The organism is Streptomyces sp. NPDC037389 (assembly GCF_040636475.1).
GTDB lineage: Bacteria > Actinomycetota > Actinomycetes > Streptomycetales > Streptomycetaceae > Streptomyces > Streptomyces hesseae.
Map to the genome: position 1 here is coordinate 45,577 of NZ_JBEZUS010000016.1, position 13,453 is coordinate 59,029.

Annotated in this window: 12 protein-coding genes and 1 tRNA gene; 8 read left to right on the top strand and 5 right to left on the bottom strand. The window is 72.8% G+C overall.

Translation table 11 applies throughout. The annotated features are described in order from the left end of the window. Positions 1 to 64: 64 nt before the first annotated feature. The gene (locus AB0E98_RS28540; RefSeq protein ID WP_361708226.1) at positions 65 to 643 is read right to left on the bottom strand and encodes a GNAT family protein; all 579 of its coding nucleotides are present in this window, start codon (positions 641 to 643) and stop codon (positions 65 to 67) included. 48 nt (positions 644 to 691) lie between these two features. Here AB0E98_RS28540 and AB0E98_RS28545 point away from each other — a divergent pair, with 48 nt between their 5' ends. Further along, positions 692 to 1,273 carry a TetR/AcrR family transcriptional regulator gene (locus tag AB0E98_RS28545; protein WP_361708051.1) on the top strand — a complete coding sequence of 194 codons (582 nt, stop codon included), beginning with the start codon at positions 692 to 694 and terminating at the stop codon, positions 1,271 to 1,273. Positions 1,274 to 1,570: 297 nt separating this feature from the next. Here the strand turns inward: AB0E98_RS28545 and AB0E98_RS28550 are convergent, their stop codons facing one another. The 3 genes from AB0E98_RS28550 to AB0E98_RS28560 form a co-directional block, all read right to left on the bottom strand. Continuing rightward, positions 1,571 to 2,629, bottom strand: coding sequence for a hypothetical protein (locus AB0E98_RS28550; RefSeq protein WP_361708054.1), 1,059 nt, complete (start codon positions 2,627 to 2,629; stop codon positions 1,571 to 1,573). 238 nt (positions 2,630 to 2,867) lie between these two features. Further along, positions 2,868 to 4,268 carry an MFS transporter gene (locus AB0E98_RS28555; protein ID WP_361708057.1) on the bottom strand — a complete coding sequence of 467 codons (1,401 nt, stop codon included), beginning with the start codon at positions 4,266 to 4,268 and terminating at the stop codon, positions 2,868 to 2,870. A gap of 95 nt (positions 4,269 to 4,363) precedes the next feature. Then, entirely contained in the window at positions 4,364 to 5,788 is a 1,425-nt protein-coding gene (locus AB0E98_RS28560; RefSeq protein WP_361708060.1) for an MFS transporter, read from the bottom strand. 285 nt (positions 5,789 to 6,073) lie between these two features. Between AB0E98_RS28560 and argC the strand changes: the two genes are divergently transcribed. The 7 genes from argC (at position 6,074) to AB0E98_RS28595 (ending at position 13,400) form a co-directional block, all read left to right on the top strand. Beyond that, entirely contained in the window at positions 6,074 to 7,105 is a 1,032-nt protein-coding gene (gene argC, locus AB0E98_RS28565) for an N-acetyl-gamma-glutamyl-phosphate reductase (protein ID WP_361708061.1), read from the top strand. Then, on the top strand, positions 7,102 to 7,275 hold the full coding sequence (locus AB0E98_RS28570) for a hypothetical protein (protein ID WP_361708064.1): 174 nt from the start codon (positions 7,102 to 7,104) through the stop codon (positions 7,273 to 7,275). Before argC ends, AB0E98_RS28570 begins: the two co-directional genes overlap by 4 nt. Continuing rightward, entirely contained in the window at positions 7,272 to 8,423 is a 1,152-nt protein-coding gene (argJ, locus tag AB0E98_RS28575) for a bifunctional glutamate N-acetyltransferase/amino-acid acetyltransferase ArgJ (protein ID WP_361708067.1), read from the top strand. Before AB0E98_RS28570 ends, argJ begins: the two co-directional genes overlap by 4 nt. Next, positions 8,420 to 9,409, top strand: coding sequence for an acetylglutamate kinase (gene argB / locus AB0E98_RS28580; RefSeq protein ID WP_361708070.1), 990 nt, complete (start codon positions 8,420 to 8,422; stop codon positions 9,407 to 9,409). Before argJ ends, argB begins: the two co-directional genes overlap by 4 nt. Next, positions 9,406 to 10,614, top strand: a complete 1,209-nt coding sequence (locus AB0E98_RS28585; RefSeq protein WP_361708072.1) for an acetylornithine transaminase — start codon at positions 9,406 to 9,408, stop codon at positions 10,612 to 10,614. The genes argB and AB0E98_RS28585 overlap by 4 nt, the downstream gene beginning before the upstream one ends. Before the next feature lie 8 nt (positions 10,615 to 10,622). Continuing rightward, on the top strand, positions 10,623 to 11,165 hold the full coding sequence (locus tag AB0E98_RS28590) for an arginine repressor (RefSeq protein WP_361708073.1): 543 nt from the start codon (positions 10,623 to 10,625) through the stop codon (positions 11,163 to 11,165). A gap of 264 nt (positions 11,166 to 11,429) precedes the next feature. Further along, the gene (locus AB0E98_RS28595) at positions 11,430 to 13,400 is read left to right on the top strand and encodes an FAD/NAD(P)-binding protein (protein WP_361708075.1); all 1,971 of its coding nucleotides are present in this window, start codon (positions 11,430 to 11,432) and stop codon (positions 13,398 to 13,400) included. On the opposite strand, the gene AB0E98_RS28600 is transcribed toward AB0E98_RS28595, so the two are convergent. Beyond that, positions 13,366 to 13,439, bottom strand: a tRNA-Pro gene (locus tag AB0E98_RS28600). The two genes, AB0E98_RS28595 and AB0E98_RS28600, sit on opposite strands and share 35 nt — an antisense overlap. Positions 13,440 to 13,453 lie beyond the last annotated feature (14 nt).

Sequence of the window (13,453 nt, forward strand, 5' to 3'; positions counted from 1 at the left end):
TTCCGGAGGGGAGGATGCCGTGATCCACGGAGTGGGGTTCCGGGGATTTGTAGGGTCCGGTGATTTACTCCATGGTCGCGAGGTCGTGCCCCTCCGGGTGAAGGGCTTGCCACTCGGGGGCGAGGACCGCCCAGATCTGCTTGTCGTGGCGGGTGCCCGCGTAGGGCCAGGACTGGCGCCGCACGCCTTCGAGCGTCATGCCGAGCCGCCTGGCCACCGCGGAGCTGCGATCGTTGTCGGCCCGGCAGTGCCACTCGGCGCGGTGCGCTCCCCGGTCGGTGAAGGCCCAGTCCAGCAGGGCGTGGCACGCCTTGGTGATCAGGCCCAGCCCCTCGGCGGCCGGCTCCAGCCAGCAGCCGATCTCGCAGGAGCCCATGGCGGCGTCGAAGTCCGTGAACATCACGCCGCCGACGAGCGTGCCGTCGAGCCAGATGCCGTAGAGGCGGGCGCCGTCCCCGGCCTGGCGCTCGGCGTACCGGCGCAGCGTGCCCCGCGCCCCGTCGAGGTCGTCGGTGACGAACGCCGGCCCGACCCACGGCCGGATGTGCTCGCGGGCCCGGTCCAGATGGGCCGCGAACTCCTCGGCGTGCCATATCTCCAGCGGGCGGAGGCGGGCGTCGTCCCGCAGCGGCAGGGAGAACATGGTGACCCCATTCACACAACAAGCGTTACGGATATGTACGGTGGCAGCATGCCACGTACCAAGGGAGATCATGAAGCCCGGCGCCGCGAAGTCTCGGAGGCGGTCTGGCGGGTGCTGGCCGCGCACGGCTTCGGCGGGCTGACCCTGCGCGCCGTCGCGGCCGAGCTCGGCGCGACCACCGGTCTGCTCACCCACTACTTCCCCGCCAAGCGCGACCTGGTCGCGTACGCCCTCGACCTGCTCGCCGAGCGAACCGCCTCCCGCCCCCGGCGCGAAGCCGGAGAGGGGCTGTCCGCGGTGAGGGCCGCCCTGCTCGACATCCTTCCGCTGACCGCCGAGGCCACCGCGAGCAACCGCATCTGGGTCTCCTCCTGGGACACCGCGCTCGCCGACCCCGCCCTGAGCGACGACTACGGACGGAAGTACGCCCAAAGCCGTGACAAGCTGCGCGACCTGGTCGCCGCGGCCCAGCGGCTCGGCGAACTGCCCCCCGGGGACCCGGAGCGCATCGCGGCCGGCGCCCAGTCCTTCGTACTCGGCCTGGTGGTGCAGGCCCTGTTCAGCCCCACGGCGTTCCCGCCTCAGCGTCAGGCCGAGCTTCTCGACGACTACCTGGCGGCGCTGATGTGACTGAGCGTTTCGGCCGGCGGGCAATGGTGACTGGGCGCTCCAGTCGGCCAGTGAGCATCGCACCCGGCCGTTGAGCGCGGAACTGTCCGGCACAACCGGTGCTGCGTACGGGACGTGGCCGGCCCGGCGCCCTCGATGTCACGATCGGCGTCGTCTACCGGGCCGGCCGCTCATGCACGTCGCCGCCCGGCTGCGCGCGGTGCTCGGCCGACCGGCCCGGTGCCGGCGCGGGGAGTGGACCGGCGGCTGGAAGTCATCGCCCTCGGGGTTGAGGTGGCCTCCGCCGAGTAACGCCCGCTAGGACCGTGTCGCCCTCCCGCACCCGTCCCCGGAGGACTCGCCCCGCCCGACCGGCGCGCTGCGGTCGTACGGGTCGACCTCCGTGCCGGCCTCCTCTGCCCGGCGGTCCGTGCCGAAGGGCGGGGTGAAGTAGCCCGTAAGGGCGCCGCAGCCGCCGTTGGTCATGTCGTACTTGTAGGAGACGATCGAGAACGTGCCCGGCTCGGTGATCACCTTGTCGGGGTCGTCCCAGCTCAGGACCAGCTCGCGCCGGACGATCGTGCGCACGATCTCGTCGTTGCCGCCCGCGTCCGCGCGGGTGACCGGGTAGACGAAGGTGACGTCGGCGGTCACCTGGAGCGCGCCGCGCTCGCCCTCACGGTAGGTGAGCCGGCCCCGGGTCTTCACGACGTCGCCGACCAGGCGGGTGCGGGAAGGCTGGAAGCGGCTGAAGAGGAGGAGGGGGTCGTTCTTCTCGCTCGGCGTTCGGAAAGCGGTTTTCAGGAGGTCTTGGACGTCCTTCTGGCGCGGGTTGATCAGTGCGATCGCTTTCTCGGGGTGCTCGCCGCCCAGTACCCCGCGGTCCAGGCCGGACGCGACGAGGAAGTCCCGGCTGCGGTCGAGGGCCCGCTCGACCTCGGCCGTGCTCATCCACCCCACCGCCGTGGCCTTCGGCACGGTGATCCCCGCCGCTCCGCTCGCCCAGCTCGCCGCCGGCGAGCCGCGGAACGGCTCGTCCATGGTGGGGCGCTGGGCCGCCTCCGCCGGGGGTGGGGAGTCGGTACCGGCGAACAGGTCCACTACCCGCCCCGGCGCGAGCGCCACCGCCAGCAGCACCAGCGAGGCCGGCAGCCCGACCACGTACCAGCCCGTGCGCCGCTTGGGCCGCGCGGGCGTGTAGCCGCGCCAGCCCTCCAGGCCGGGGCCGGGCTCCGCGCGCAGCCGCTTCGCCACGTCGCGGGCCCGCGCCGACGGCTCCTTGGGCGCGTCGGCGGCACCCGCCACCGACTCTCGCAGAAACCGCTCCCACTCCTCGTCGGACCTGGACGAACCGTCCGGCCCCGTACCCGCTCCCATCCCCAACCCCCGGTAATCAGTAGTCCGCGGCCCTTTCCCTCCTGGGACGCGTGCGAATAGTGACACAGAGCGCTGACAGTGAGGCCGGCTGGGCGGATGGTGTGGGCGCGCCCCCCTTTTTTTCAACTGGCCAACTGAAGCGTTCAGCCACTGTGATGGGGGCGATGACCGGGCACCGGGGGCATCGTCCGCTGGGCAGGCACCGAGAGCGCTCGGGAGGCCGCTGAAAATTTTGAGGTCATGGTGATGGTGTGTGCGGGAGCGCGAGGGCAAGGAGGGCGATGAGGGCGGAGAAGACGGCGCAGGCGGCGAAGCCTGCTTGGAAGCCGGCGGTCGTGTAGTCGGCGGAGCCGGAGACGGCGGCGATGACCGCGCCGATGACGGCGATGCCGATGGTCGCGCCCATCTGGGCGGCGCTGGTGATGATGCCGGAGGCTTGTCCTCGGTGTTCGTCGGCCGCGGTGTTCTGGGCTGCGGTGACGGCGCAGTTGTAGACGGCGGGGATGGAGATTCCGTACAGCAGCAGAGCGGGGATGATCCACGGCAGGGAGTGCGCCGAGGCGGCCAGGGCGAGCCAGGTGAACGCGACGGTCCCGGTGAGGGCGGTGACGAGCGCCGGGCGGCGGGGTCCCGCCTGGTCGACGACGCGTCCGGTGACCGGGGCGACCGCGATGATCGGGCCAAGGGCCACGGCCAGGGCCAGGCCGGCCACGAGTGGCCGCAGCCCGGCTTCGTGCTGCAGGAACAGGGGCGCGAAGACGATCAGCCCCAGGTAGACCACGTAGACCAGGAAGACGATGGCGACGGCGCTGGAGAAGACGCGGTCGCGCAGGATGCCCAGGTCGAACAGCGGTGCCCGGCGGCGGAGCTCGATGAGGGCGAAGGCGGCGAACAGCAGCACCGCGACCGCGTACAGCAGCACGGCCGCAAGTGAGTACCAGCCCCAGGCGGGGGCCTGCATCAGGGCGACGACCAGGGCGGCGAGTCCGGCGGCGTTGGTGATCAGGCCGGGCAGGTCCAGCCGCTCGCGCCGCCCGGCCCGGACGTCGCAAGGGACGCCGGCGGTGACGATGAGGGCGACGGCGCAGGCGATGGGCACGTTGATCCAGAAGACCGCTCGCCAGCTGATCTGGTCGATCAGGGCGCCTGTCAGAAGTGGGCCGATGACGTAGAAGACGCTGGCGGCGCCGATGTAGGCGCCGACGGCGCGGCCGCGTTCGGCGGGCGGGAAGGTCTGGGAGACGATGGCAAGCGCGGTGGGGATCAGCAGGGCCGCACCGACTCCCTGAACCGCCCGCCAGGTGATCAGCCAGAGCAGGCCGGGCGCGGTGGCGCACAGCAGTGAGCCGAGGCCGAAGACGCTCAGACCCACGGCGAAGGTCCGGCGGCGGCCGCGGATGTCGGAGAGGCGCCCGCCGACGGCGACGAAGGCGGCCAGGGTGAGCATGTAGGCGTTCATCACCCAGTGCGTCCCGGTGCGGGAGGCGTGGAGCTCCCGGTGGATCGTCGCCAGGGCGACGCCGACACCGGTCTCGTCGATGAAGGTCATGGCAAGCGCGCCGCTCATCGCGACGAGGACCCAACGGCGTTGCCGTCTGTCGGCGATCTCGGTCCCTGGTTCGGCGGACTGGGCCGGCACGGTCGCACCTCACCGTTGAGGATCGGGGTGGTGACTCATCCCTGTCTTCCCGCCATGCCGGGACACCATGTGCCGCCGCCCGGGTGGCAGCCGTCTCAGCGCGAGGTGCCGACGGCAGGCTGCGGTCGGCTCGGAAGGCGCCAGGCCAGCAGACCTGTGACCCCGGCCAGGGCGAACAGGGCCCACGCACACCCTCTCAGGGCCGCCGTGAAGTCGTGGCCCGTCAGGTGCGCGCTCCCTTGCTGCGGGTCGGCGCCGAGGAGGGCGACGAACAGGGCACCGAGCACGGCCACCCCCAGAGAGCCGGCGAGTTGGTTGACCGTCAGGACGATTCCGGAGGCCGCTCCCGCCTCCTGCGGAGGTACGGTGCGGAGGATGACGCCGATCAGCGGCGCTGCCACGAGCCCCTGCCCCACCCCCGCGATCAGGAGGGCGGGTGCCATGACGAGGGCCTCCGTGCCGGGCGAGGCGGAAGGCCGGGGGGTCAGTGTGGCGATCAAGGCCAGGTAGCCGGTCCCCATCGTGACCGCGCCCAGCTTCAGGACCGCGTTCCCACGGCGGACGGCGAACCGCCGCCCGGCGAGCGAGGCCGCCGCGAAGCCCAGCCCGAGCGGCAGGAACCCCACGCCGGAAGCGAATGGTGACAGATGGAGCCCTTCCTGGAAGACGTAGGCCAGCAGCAGAAACAGGCCGTAGTTGCCGCAGTAGAACACCAGCGCCGCGCCCAGCCCGGTAGTGAATCCACGATCCCGGAAGAGCGAGGGGGCGATGAGCGGCGCTTGCCCCGCCTTCTCGCGGTTCCGTTCGACGCACCACAGCCCCACCAGGGACAGGACCGATCCGGCGAACGCCGGCCACACCCACCACGACCAGCCACCGCCACTGCCCCGTACCAGCGGATACACCAGCAGCGTCATCGCCACCGCGGTGAGGATCAGCCCCGGAACGTCCGCCGGCCTCCGCACCGCCCCGGTCCGCGGCAGGACGAAGGGCACGCAGGCGGCCGTCACCAGGCCGATCGGCACGTTGACCCAGAACACCGACCGCCAGCCGAGCCCGAGCACGTCGGCATGGATCAGCGCCCCGCCGACGATCTGCCCGACCACCGCGCCCATCCCGATCGTCCCGCCGTACAGCGCCAGAGCACGCGGCCGACGCTCGGGCGGGAAGACGTCCTGGATGATCGAGAGCACCTGAGGCAGCATCACCGCCGCTGCGAGACCTTGCGCCACCCGCAGCCCGATGAGCACCCCGACCGAGGGCGCCAAAGCGCAACCCGCGCTGCACACGACGAAAGCCAGCACCCCGGCGAGGAAGACCTGCTTCTTGCCCAGGGAATCACCCAACCGGCCGCCCGACGTCAGGGCGACGGCATAGGCCAGCACATAACCGCTGATCACCAGCTGTATATCGCTGAAGCTCGCCCCCAGATCGCGCTGGATGGACGGAGCGGCGACGTTCACGATCAGTACGTCCAGGATTCCCATGAACGTGGCGACCAGCAGCACGGCCAGTGCCATGCGCCGATGCATGCCGACCTGCATGGTCCATGCCACCTCTCGACCTCGCTCCAGTTCTCCATACCGCCGGGGCGGCCCCTCCCGCTGCCTGCCCAACCCTCCGGCCCGTCCCCGGCGAGGACGCGGTGACGGCGACCCCGCCCGCCGGCCGAAACGCTCATCCGCCAACTCAAGCACTCACTCGCCGGCTGAAGCGACCGCAGCCGAGCTGACCCACGTCCAGCCGGAGTCATTGCATAAAACTGCTGCTTTTCGTATAGTCATGCCATCACCAAGGAGGCGTCGATGGCGGCGATACACGCGGCAGTGGCCGGAGCGAGCGGATACGCGGGCGGGGAAGTGCTGCGCCTGCTGCTGGGGCACCCCGAGGTCCGTATCGGCGCGCTGACCGGGAACTCCAACGCCGGCGCCCGGCTCGGCGGCCTCCAGCCGCATCTGCCGCAGCTCGCGGACCGGGTGCTGCTGCCGACGGGGACCGAGGCCCTCGCCGGGCACGACGTCGTCTTCCTGGCCCTGCCGCACGGGCAGTCCGCCGCCGTCGCCGCCGAGCTCGGCGAGGACGTCCTGGTCGTCGACTGCGGGGCCGACTTCCGGCTGAAGGACGCGGCCGCGTGGCAGCGCTTCTACGGCTCCCCGCACGCGGGCACCTGGCCCTACGGGCTGCCGGAACTGCCCGGCGCGCGGGACGCGCTGCGCGGTGCCAAGCGGATCGCCGTGCCGGGCTGCTACCCCACGGCCGTCTCGCTCGCGCTCTTCCCCGCGTACGCCGCCGGGCTGGCCGGGCCCGAGGCCGTGATCGTCGCCGCGTCCGGCACCTCCGGCGCCGGCAAGGCCGCCAAGCCGCATCTGCTGGGCAGCGAGGTCATGGGCGCCATGAGCCCGTACGGCGTCGGCGGCGGCCACCGGCACACCCCCGAGATGGTCCAGAACCTCTCCGCCGCCGCGGGCGAGCCCGTCACGGTGTCCTTCACCCCGACCCTCGCCCCCATGCCCCGCGGCATCCTCGCCACGTGCAGCGCCAAGGCCCGGCCGGGCGTCACGGCGGACACCGTGCGCGCCGCGTACGAGAAGGCCTTCGCCGGCGAGCCGTTCGTCCGGCTCCTGCCCGAGGGGCAGTGGCCCTCGACCGCGTCCGTCCTCGGCTCCAACACCGCCCTCGTCCAGGTCGCCCTCGACGAGGCGGCGGGCCGGATCGTCGCCATCAGCGCCATCGACAACCTCGCCAAGGGCACGGCCGGCGGCGCCGTGCAGAGCATGAACATCGCCCTCGGGCTGCCCGAGGAGCTGGGACTGCCCGCCACCGGGGTGGCGCCATGACCATCCGGCGCGCGGTCGCCACCGCGCTCGCCCGGCTCACACCGTGCGCCTCGGGTGCCCCGAGCATCCGTTGCGCCCCGTGCGCCCCGTGCGACAGAACCCCGTCCGGCCGTCGGGCCGGAAACCAGGACCCGAAGAAGACGACGGCAGTCGGCAAGGAGAAGCAGTGAGCGTCACAGCGGCGAAGGGCTTCACGGCGGCGGGCATCGCCGCCGGGATCAAGGAGAGCGGACAGCCCGACCTGGCCCTCGTGGTCAACCAGGGCCCCCGCCTTGCCGCGGCGGGCGTCTTCACCGCCAACCGCGTCAAGGCCGCCCCCGTCCTCTGGTCCCAGCAGGTCCTCAAGGGCGGTCAGGTCTCCGCCGTCGTCCTCAACTCCGGGGGCGCCAACGCCTGCACCGGGCCGGAGGGCTTCCAGGACACCCACGCCACCGCCGAGAAGGCCGCCCAGGCGCTGGGGCACAGCGCCGCCGAGATCGCCATCGCCTCCACCGGCCTGATCGGCGTCCGGCTCCCGATGGACAAGCTGCTGCCCGGCATCGAGAAGGCCGCCGCCGAACTCTCCGCGCACGGCGGCGAGAAGGCCGCCATCGCCATCAAGACCACGGACACCGTGCACAAGACGTCCGTCGTCCAGGGCGACGGCTGGACCGTCGGCGGCATGGCCAAGGGCGCGGGCATGCTCGCCCCCGGCCTCGCCACCATGCTCGTCGTCCTCACCACCGACGCCGACGTCGACGCCACCGGCCTCGACACCGCGCTGCGCGCCGCCACCCGGACCACCTTCGACCGGGTCGACTCCGACGGCTGCATGTCCACCAACGACACCGTGTTGCTGCTCGCCTCGGGCGCCGCCGGCGTCACGCCCGGCCAGGACGCCTTCACCGAGGCCGTACGGGCCGTCTGCGACGACCTCGCCCGCCAGCTCATCGGCGACGCCGAGGGCGCCAGCAAGGACATCCGCATCGAGGTGATCAACGCCGCCACCGAGGACGACGCCGTGGAGGTCGGCCGCTCCATCGCCCGCAACAACCTCCTCAAGTGCGCTCTCCACGGCGAGGACCCCAACTGGGGCCGCGTCCTCTCCGCCATCGGCACCACCTCCGCCGCCTTCGACCCCGACCGGCTCAACGTGGCCATCAACGACGTCTGGGTGTGCCGCAACGGCTCGGTCGGCGACGACCGCGACCTCGTCGACATGCGGTACCGGGAGGTCCGCATCACCGCCGACCTGTCCGCGGGCTCCGACACCGCGATCATCTGGGCCAACGACCTCACCGCCGACTACGTCCACGAGAACAGCGCGTACTCCTCATGACCACGGACAGCGGCGACACAACCGCCACCACGACGGCCGCCACCACGGCCATCGGCGACGCGCCCGCGACGGACGCCTCGGGCGCCGGCGGCACCCGCAGGCACACCGCCCTGCCCAAGGCCCGCACCCTCGTCGAGGCCCTGCCCTGGCTGACGCGCCATCACGGCAAGACCGTCGTCGTGAAGTTCGGCGGCAACGCCATGGTCGACGAGGAGCTCAAGGCCGCCTTCGCCCAGGACGTCGTCTTCCTGCGGCACGCCGGCCTCAAGCCCGTCGTCGTCCACGGCGGGGGACCGCAGATCAGCCGTCAGCTCGACCGGATGGGCATCACCTCGGAGTTCAAGGCCGGGCTGCGGGTCACCACGCCCGAGGCCATGGACGTCGTCCGGATGGTCCTCGCCGGGCAGGTGCAGCGCGAGCTCGTCGGCCTCCTCAACCAGCACGGCCCGCTCGCCGTCGGCCTCACCGGCGAGGACGCCCACCTGATGACCGCCACCAAGCACTACGCCGAGATAGACGGCGAGCGGGTGGACCTCGGGCGGGTCGGCGAGATCACCGCGATCGACCCGGGCGCCGTCCAGGCCCTGCTCGACGACGGCCGCATCCCCGTCGTCTCCTCCATCGCCCGCAGCGCCGACGACGGCCACGTCTACAACGTCAACGCCGACACCGCCGCCGCCGCGCTCGCCGTGGCGCTCGGCGCCGAGACGCTGATGGTCCTCACCGACGTCGAGGGCCTCTACGAGGACTGGCCGCACAGCGACGAGGTCATCAGCCGGCTCACCGCGAGCGAACTGGAACGACTGCTGCCCGAGCTGGCCAGCGGCATGGTGCCCAAGATGGAGGGCTGTCTGTACGCCGTGCGCAACGGCGTCACCACGGCGCGGGTGATAGACGGCCGTGTCCAGCACTCGATCCTGCTGGAGATCTTCACGGACGAGGGCATCGGCACCATGGTCGTGCCGGACCCGGAGGGGGAGTCATGACGACCAACGCGGAGCTCACCCGGCGCTGGCAGGGTGCCCTGATGGACAACTACGGCACGCCCGCGATCCCGCTGGTGCGCGGTGAGGGCCCGTTCGTCTGGGACGCCGACGGCAAGCGCTACCTGGACTTCGTCGGCGGCATCGCCGTCAACGCCCTCGGCCACGCCCATCCGGCCGTCGTCCGGGCCGTCTCGGACCAGATCGCCACCCTCGGCCACGTCTCCAACCTCTTCACCGCCGAGCCGACCGTCCAGCTCGCCGAGCGGCTGCTGGCGCTGGCCGGCCGCCCCGGGCGGGTCTACTTCGCGAACTCCGGCGCGGAGGCCGTCGAGGCCGCGTTCAAGATCGGGCGGCGGACGGGCCGGACGCACATGGTGGCCGCCCGGGGCGGCTTCCACGGCCGCACCATGGGCGCCCTCGCCCTCACCGGCCAGCCCGCCAAGCAGGAACCCTTCCTTCCGCTGCCGGGCGACGTCACCCACGTGCCGTACGGGGACACGGAGGCGCTCCGCGCGGCCGTCACCGGCGACACCGCGATGGTCGTCCTGGAGCCCGTCCAGGGCGAGAACGGCGTCGTCGTGCCCCCGGCGGGCTATCTGGCCGCCGCCCGGGAGATCACCCGCGCGGCCGGGGCCCTGCTGGCGCTGGACGAGATCCAGACAGGTATCGGCCGCACCGGACACTGGTTCGAGCATCTGGCGCAGGGCGTCGAGCCCGACGTCGTCACCCTCGCCAAGGGCCTCGGCGGCGGGCTGCCCATCGGCGCGACCCTGGCCTTCGGGCCCGCCGCCGACCTGCTGACACCTGGTCAGCACGGCTCCACCTTCGGCGGCAACCCCGTCGCCTGCGCCGCCGCGCTCGCCGTCCTGGAGACCCTGGAGACCGATGGAATCCTCGGCCGGGTCAAGCGCGTGGGGGGCCTGCTGAGTGACGGGATCGCCGCGCTCGGCCACCCGCTCGTCGACCACGTCCGTGGTACCGGCCTGCTGCTGGGTATTGTCCTTGGCGAGCCCCTCGCACCGATGGTGCAGCAGGCGGCCCAGGAAGCCGGCCTGCTGGTGAACGCGGTCGCGCCCGATGTGGTGCGGCTGGCCCCTCCGCTGATCATCACCGAGGATGACGTGGAGACGTTCCTCCGGACGCTGCCCGGCGTCCTGGACGCCGTCGCCGACGGGGCCCACGGGGAACGACGATCCGGAGACTGACGAAGAAGATGACCGAGGCGCAGGAGACCGAGCCGGTTCACGGCGGACAGGCCGTGCCGCAGACCCGCACCGCACGCCACCGCCGCATCGTGGACATCCTCAGCCGACAGGCCGTCCGCTCCCAGAGCCAGCTCGCCAAGCTGCTCGCCGACGACGGACTCTCCGTCACCCAGGCGACGCTCTCCCGCGACCTCGACGAGCTCGGCGCCGTCAAGATCCGCAACACCGGCGGCGAGCTGATCTACGCGGTGCCCTCCGAGGGCGGCGACCGCACCCCGCGCGCCCCCCTCGGGGAGTCCGCGTCGGAGGCCCGGATGGGCCGGCTCGCCGGCGAACTGCTGATCTCGGCGGAGGCCTCCGCCAACCTGGTCGTCCTGCGGACACCGCCGGGAGCCGCCCAGTTCTTCGCCTCGGCGATCGACCAGGCGGGCGTCCACGAGATCATCGGCACCATCGCGGGTGACGACACGGTGCTGCTGATCAGCCGTGACCCGAGCGGAGGGCAGGCGCTGGCGGACCACTTGCTGCGGCTGGCACAGAAGGAACGGTGACGCTCCGCTGAGGGCTCCGCTCGACGTTCGGGCCGCTGCCGGTGCGGATCACCGTCGGCCGCGTGCCGGCTGTGGCTGGTCGCGCAGTCCCCCGCGCCCCTGACGGGGTCGGCACGCGCGCGGCGAGCGCCGCTTACCATCATCAATTCCCGCTGTCGAGGGACGTGTTCGAACTCCGGCGAAAGTGCACGCCGGGGGAGTCGATGACGGCATCCTGCGCCGGAGGGCCCGGAGAACCGGCCCTCTCGACGAAGGAGGCGCCGAGTGACCGGCGACAACCTCACACTGTGCGTCATCGGTGCCGGACCGCGCGGCCTGTCGGTGCTGGAGCGGCTGTGCGCCAACGCCCGGGCGGCCGCGGCCTCCGGCTCACCCCGGGCCGTGGCCGTCCACCTCGTCGACCCCGGGCGCCCCGGCTCCGGCGGTGTCTGGCGCACCGGCCAGTCGAGCCATCTGCTGATGAACACCGTGGCATCGCAGATCACCATGTTCACCGACGCCGGCGTGCGCATAGCGGGGCCGCTCGAACCCGGCCCCAGCCTCTACGGATGGGCCCGTTCCCGCCCCCACGCCGGCGCGGCGGTCCGCGCCGAGGCCCGGCGGCTGGGCCCGGACTCGTACCCCACCCGGGCCTTCTACGGGCACTACCTGGAGTGGGTCTTCCGGCGGGTGGTGCGCCGCGCCCCCACGGGCGTCTCCGTCCACCTCCACCGCGCCCGTGCCGTCGCGCTGGACGACGCGGGCGGCCCCGCCCGGCAGACCGTCCGCCTGGACGACGGCACCCTCCTCGACGGTCTCGACGCCGTCGTCCTCTGCCAGGGCCACTTACCCACGCGCCCGACCGACACCGAAGCGGAACTGTCCTCCTACGCGGACGGCCACGGACTGCTCCACGTCCCGCCCGCCAACCCCGCCGACGCCGACCTCTCCGCCGTCCGGCCGGGGGAGCCCGTGCTGTTACGGGGCCTGGGCCTGACCTTCTTCGACCATGTGGCCCTGCTCACCGAGGGCCGGGGCGGCACCTTCGAGAGAACCGGCGGCTCCCTCGTCTACCGCCCCTCCGGCCGGGAACCCCTCCTCCACGCGGGCTCCCGGCGCGGCGTCCCGTACCACGCGCGGGGCGAGAACGAGAAGGGCGCGCACGGCCGCCACCGCCCCCGCCTGCTCACCCCGCTCACCCTCGCCCGGCTGCGCGGCCGCGCCGACGCCGGCCGGCGCCTCGACTTCCGCGCCGACCTGTGGCCGCTGATCGCCAAGGAGACCGAGTGCGTCTACTACGAGGCGCTGCTGCGCCGCCGGGGGACCGGTGCGGGCGAGCTCGCCGAGTTCGCGGACCGCTATCTCGCCGCCCCGCGCGGTGCGGCGGAACGGGACGTCCTCGCCCGGTGCGGCATCGGGCGCGCCGACCGCTGGGACTGGGACCGCCTCGCCCGCCCCTGCGCGGGTCTGCGCTTCGCGGGCCCCGGCGAACTGCGGTCCTGGCTGCTGGACCGGCTGGCCCGTGACGTGGCCGAGGCCCGCGCGGGCAATGTCAGCGGCCCCCTCAAGGCGGCCCTCGACGTCCTGCGCGACCTGCGCAACGAGATCCGGCAGCTGGTCGACCACGGCGGGCTGCTCGGCGACTCCCACCGCGACGACCTCGACGGCTGGTACACCCCGCTCAACGCCTTCCTGTCCATCGGCCCGCCCGCCCACCGGATCGAGCGGATGGCGGCACTGATCGAGGCGGGGATCCTGAGCGTCGCCGGGCCGGGGGCGCGGGTCCGTACGGAGGCCGGGGCGTTCGTCCTGGAGTCGGAGGTGCCGGGCGCCGGGGCGCGTGGCCGGGTCCTGATCGAGGCCCGGCTGCCCGAACCCGACCTGGCCCGCACGGCCGACCCCCTGCTGCGGCACCTGCTCGCCACGGGCCAGTGCCGCGCGCATCGCATCCCGTGCGGCGACGGCACCGACTACGTCACCGGCGGTCTCGCCGTCACCGGCCGCCCGTGCCACCTGCTCGACGCGACGGGCCGCCCCCACCCACGTCGTTTCGCCCTGGGGGTGCCCACGGAGTCCGTCCACTGGGTCACGGCGGCGGGCATCCGCCCCGGCGTGGACTCGATGACGCTGGGGGACTCGGACACGCTGGCCCGGGCGCTGCTGGGCATGGAAAAAGCCTCTGATCCGCGGTTTCCCGCTGATCAGAGGCTTCTTCACACCGTCGGGACGGCGGGATTTGAACCCACGACCCCTTGACCCCCAGTCAAGTGCGCTACCAAGCTGCGCCACGTCCCGGTGCCGCGTCCCTC

What these genes read in the sequence shown, in the direction of transcription:
- AB0E98_RS28540 (WP_361708226.1), bottom strand. Translation starts at nt 643, where the DNA reads ATGTTCTCCCTGCCGCTGCGGGACGACGCCCGCCTCCGCCCGCTGGAG.
- AB0E98_RS28545 (WP_361708051.1), top strand. Translation starts at nt 692, where the DNA reads ATGCCACGTACCAAGGGAGATCATGAAGCCCGGCGCCGCGAAGTCTCG.
- AB0E98_RS28550 (WP_361708054.1), bottom strand. Translation starts at nt 2,629, where the DNA reads ATGGGAGCGGGTACGGGGCCGGACGGTTCGTCCAGGTCCGACGAGGAG.
- AB0E98_RS28560 (WP_361708060.1), bottom strand. Translation starts at nt 5,788, where the DNA reads ATGGCACTGGCCGTGCTGCTGGTCGCCACGTTCATGGGAATCCTGGAC.
- argC (WP_361708061.1), top strand. Translation starts at nt 6,074, where the DNA reads ATGGCGGCGATACACGCGGCAGTGGCCGGAGCGAGCGGATACGCGGGC.
- AB0E98_RS28570 (WP_361708064.1), top strand. Translation starts at nt 7,102, where the DNA reads ATGACCATCCGGCGCGCGGTCGCCACCGCGCTCGCCCGGCTCACACCG.
- argB (WP_361708070.1), top strand. Translation starts at nt 8,420, where the DNA reads ATGACCACGGACAGCGGCGACACAACCGCCACCACGACGGCCGCCACC.
- AB0E98_RS28585 (WP_361708072.1), top strand. Translation starts at nt 9,406, where the DNA reads ATGACGACCAACGCGGAGCTCACCCGGCGCTGGCAGGGTGCCCTGATG.
- AB0E98_RS28590 (WP_361708073.1), top strand. Translation starts at nt 10,623, where the DNA reads ATGACCGAGGCGCAGGAGACCGAGCCGGTTCACGGCGGACAGGCCGTG.